Source organism: Hyphomonas sp. UBA3601 (genome assembly GCF_002375605.1).
Taxonomy (GTDB): domain Bacteria; phylum Pseudomonadota; class Alphaproteobacteria; order Caulobacterales; family Hyphomonadaceae; genus Hyphomonas.
This window is the reverse complement of record NZ_DFME01000112.1, coordinates 76,293-80,221: the sequence shown is the minus strand read 5'-3', so window position 1 is coordinate 80,221 and position 3,929 is coordinate 76,293. Positions and strand designations below refer to the sequence as shown.

Annotated in this window: 2 protein-coding genes and 2 pseudogenes; all 4 read right to left on the bottom strand. The window is 55.8% G+C overall.

The window, feature by feature from the left end; translation table 11 throughout:
• On the bottom strand, positions 1–733 hold a 733-nt coding region (locus B4F73_RS11905), incomplete at its 3' end, for an ABC transporter substrate-binding protein (protein WP_290483360.1).
• Between the two features lie 140 nt (positions 734–873).
• Positions 874–1,850: pseudogene (locus tag B4F73_RS11900) on the bottom strand (NAD(P)H-dependent flavin oxidoreductase).
• Positions 1,851–1,870: 20 nt separating this feature from the next.
• A complete protein-coding gene (locus B4F73_RS11890; protein ID WP_290483358.1) occupies positions 1,871–3,469 on the bottom strand; it encodes a fatty acid--CoA ligase in 1,599 nt (532 codons plus the stop codon).
• Between the two features lie 151 nt (positions 3,470–3,620).
• A pseudogene (locus B4F73_RS11885) lies at positions 3,621–3,929 on the bottom strand (TonB-dependent receptor); the annotation flags it as partial.

Genomic DNA, 3,929 nt, shown 5'->3' with positions numbered 1-3,929 from the left:
CCAGTGGCTGGCCCGCCAGCATGTGCGCGCCCGACAACTCGCCGTCGATGACCCTATCCAGCAGGACCTTCCAGTTTGCTTGCGGCTCAAGTGTTACATACAGCCCCTCATCTTCAAAAAAGCCCTTCTCATAGGCAATCGCCAACGGGGCCATGTCGGTAAGCTTGATGAAGCCGAAGGTAAGCTCGGTTTTCTCAAGCCCTTCCATCGGGATAACCAAGGCTGTCGACTCGGATGAACTGGGGGAACTTGACGGAGCATCTGTACTCGGGCCACCACAGGCAGCGAGCAAACAGGCAAGGAGCGCGGCGGATCCGGCGAATACGCCGCGCTGGGGAGAGGAAAGAGTAGTGTCTGAATATGAGATCATGATGAAGGTCCGCGATGGTTTGCCCAGCCCAAACGGCTCGGGCTTGATAACTTTGAGGAACAGAACCGGCGCAGCTTGGCCGGTCGCTCTACACTCGAAAGTCCATCGGCGGACGTCGAAATGACCTATGACGGCATCGTCATGACTATTACCGATCAGAGACAAAGATGGAAGACAAGCGGATAGTGCAAAACAATAGAGAACTAATGCTTGGCGCCCTTCGCTTGCACAACAATCAGTCACACCGATCCAATTTACAGGCGAGAATGTGCCCGCGTTGCACCCAGTCCCCGACTGTCCATTTGTATTCGCCTCATTGCGTTTGCTTCTCTTTTTTATCGATTGCGTCGAGAAGACATTCAATAAGCCACCTCCCTATCAAACCAGGGAGGCTTTCAACCGGTGACGAGTAAACTGGATCTTTCGCTCCACATCTCGCTTATGACGAGCGTGATCCAACAATATAGCCTCAGAGCCCAAGGGGCCCCACACAGTCGTGCTAATCAGACTGTCATCCTGTCCAGGCGTCCATGAATGATCGACTCTGCGTCAGAAACGATACCGTCGATAAGTTCCTTCACGGTTGGAATATCGTTGATCAGCCCCTGCACCATGCCGGCCGACCAGATTCCCCCATCCGTGTCTCCATCCGCCATGGCCTTTCGCCCGCGAACTCCCGCAACCAGGTGCTGGACGTCTTCGAACTTTGTGCCGCCCTTGCGCTCGATTTCCACGACCTCATCGCTCACGGCATTTTTCATGACCCGGGCCGTATTGTGTAGCGTCCGGAAGATCAGATTGGTCATGCGCTCATCATTCTCAACCATTTGTCGCTTGAACGCCTCGTCAATCGGAGCCTCCTGCGTGACACAAAACCGGGTCCCCATATTGACGCCATCGGCGCCGAGCGCCAAGGCTGCGACGAGCCCCGCGCCATCTGCAAATCCACCAGACGCCAGCATTGGGACACTGACCTTGCGTGCCGCCGCCGGGATCAGGATCAAGCCGGGAATGTCATCCTCCCCTGGATGACCCGCACACTCAAACCCATCAATCGAGATCGCATCGGCGCCCATCCGCTCGGCTGACAGCGCATGACGCACGGCCGTGCATTTGTGGATCACCTTGATGCCATGCTGTTTGAAATGGTCGATATGTTCCTGCGGCTTGTAGCCCGCTGTCTCGACGATCTTGATCCCTCCCTCGATGATCGCCTGCCTGTATTCGGCATAGGGGGTGGCTTGATTGCGGGCAGGATGGTGAGGTTCACACCGAAAGGCTTGTCCGTCATCTCCTTCGTGCGCGCGATCTCTTTAGCAAGGTCTTCCGGGGTGGGTTGGGTCAGCGCCGTCAGGAACCCAAGTCCTCCAGCATTTGCGACGGGTGCCACCATTTCTGCGTATCCGACCCATTGCATGCCACCTTGGACGATAGGGTGCTCGATGCCGAATTCTTTCGTAAAGCGGGTTTGAATGGCCATGGTTTTCTCCCAAAGTGTTTTTAGTTCACGGCCCTGTCTTTACCGCCCCAAAAGGGTTCGCGCAGTTGCCGTTTCAATATCTTCCCTGACGCATTGCGGGGAAGACCCTCGACAAAGTCAACGCTTTTAGGAGCCTTGAACGCCGCGATTCTCGTACGCGCGAATGCGAGGATTGATTCCGGATCTGACGCCGCGCCGGGCTTCAGCGCCACAACCGCCTTCACCGCCTCTCCCCATTTTTCATCTGGCACGCCGATAACTGCCACTTCGGCAACGTCCGGATGGCCGTAAACAGCATTCTCGACTTCAGCTGGATAGATATTCTCCCCGCCTGAAATGATCATGTCCTTCACGCGATCGTGGATGTAGAGATAGCCGTCCTCATCAAGGTAGCCTGCGTCTCCTGTATGAAGCCATCCGTCCGATGTGATCGTTTTTTGCGTCGCCTCATCCAGATTCCAGTAGCCCTTCATATTGGCACGCGACCGAGTCACAACCTCGCCTACCTGATGAGGCGCAAGCACATTCCCCTCATTGTCTTCAATACGGATTTCCACCCCCGGCATCGGGATACCGGCCGCCCGCATCCGCTGGTTTCCGTTCGGGTCATGATCCTCAGGCGGCAAGTAGATGATCGTTCCGCACGTCTCTGTCATGCCGTACTGCTGGCAAAAGCCGCAGCCGAAGACTTCCATGCACTCGCGCAGCAGGTCGAGAGGGATCGGCGAGGCACCATACAAAATGTATTTCAGGCGGGAGTAGTCCACGCTCCTGGCATTTGGCTGCCTCACAACGATCTGCAACGCGGCAGGTACCATGAACATTTTTGAGATGCCGTCCTGCTCAATATAATCGAGCACACGGAACGGGTCGAACTCTCGGGCGATGATGCCCTTCGCTCCATTGAACAAGCCCACAATCCCCCAGCCGGTTCCGCCAATATGGCCTACGGGCATAGCTACGAGGCTGACATCGTCTGGCCCCCACTCATTCCAGGGCAGGTGTGCCTCCACAGATTCCCGGCGACCGCCGAGGAGATTGTCATGGCTGAGCATGGCGCCCTTTGGCCTGCCTGTGGTCCCCGATGTATACAATTGGAGTGCAACGTCGTCCGATGCTATCGGGACACTTGGATCTGTGTCACTTTCGCTATCCCTCCAAATGACAAAGCCCTCGGGCCCGGCGTTTTCCATGAAAATGATTTTTGGGGGATGCTTCAATTCGGCGAGCGCTTCTCTGGCCTGATCAGCAACTTCAGGACCAACAAAAACGAGTGATCCCTCACCGTCTCCGATAATATAGGCCATCTCCGTCGGCGCGAGCCGCCATCCAATCGGCAACGTCACACCGCCCATCTTGGCGGCCCCGAATAGAAGTTCGAAATAGTGGTCGCTGTTCTTGCCAATGTAAGCAATGCGCTCACCCCGCTTCACGCCGGATGCTATCAAGGCATTTGCAACTTTGTTCGTAAGACGATCAAAAGCACGAAAGGTGGTATCCCGCCCCTCAAAGCTCAGCGCAATGGCATCCGGCCTTTCACGCGCATGGAAGCGCGCGATGTCACCCAGAGTTGGCATCTGGTCAAAATCCGCGCTCGTAAGGGCGCCCTCGTGACTCATTTGAATTCTCCCGATAGTCGCGATTGTTTAATTTGGTTTTCCCGACCCCAAGGGTTTCTCAGGGCACCTCTCAGCGGCACTCCTGAATTCACTTAAAAAAGGAAGGCTGCGCCTCCACAGATATGGAGGCGCAGCCAGTTTTCAGAGGAAATCAGAAGCGATAGCTGAGCGATGCACCATACGTGCGCGGACGCCCGGCAAATCGGAGAACAACGTTGGCGTTGGATGCGATCTGCTGCCAGTAGTACTCGTCGGTCAGGTTCTTGCCCCAGACGGAAACTTCCCAATTGTCGTTAAGTGAGTAGATCCCGACGCTGCCATTGAGCACACCGTAGGAGTCTATGTCATACTGAGGGTCATCTGGATCACCCGCGGTAGACTCGCTTTGCCAACGTCCGCTCAACGCACTTCTGAAACCCAGTGTGTCCGAAACGGGTCGGTCATACATCAATGTCAGGCT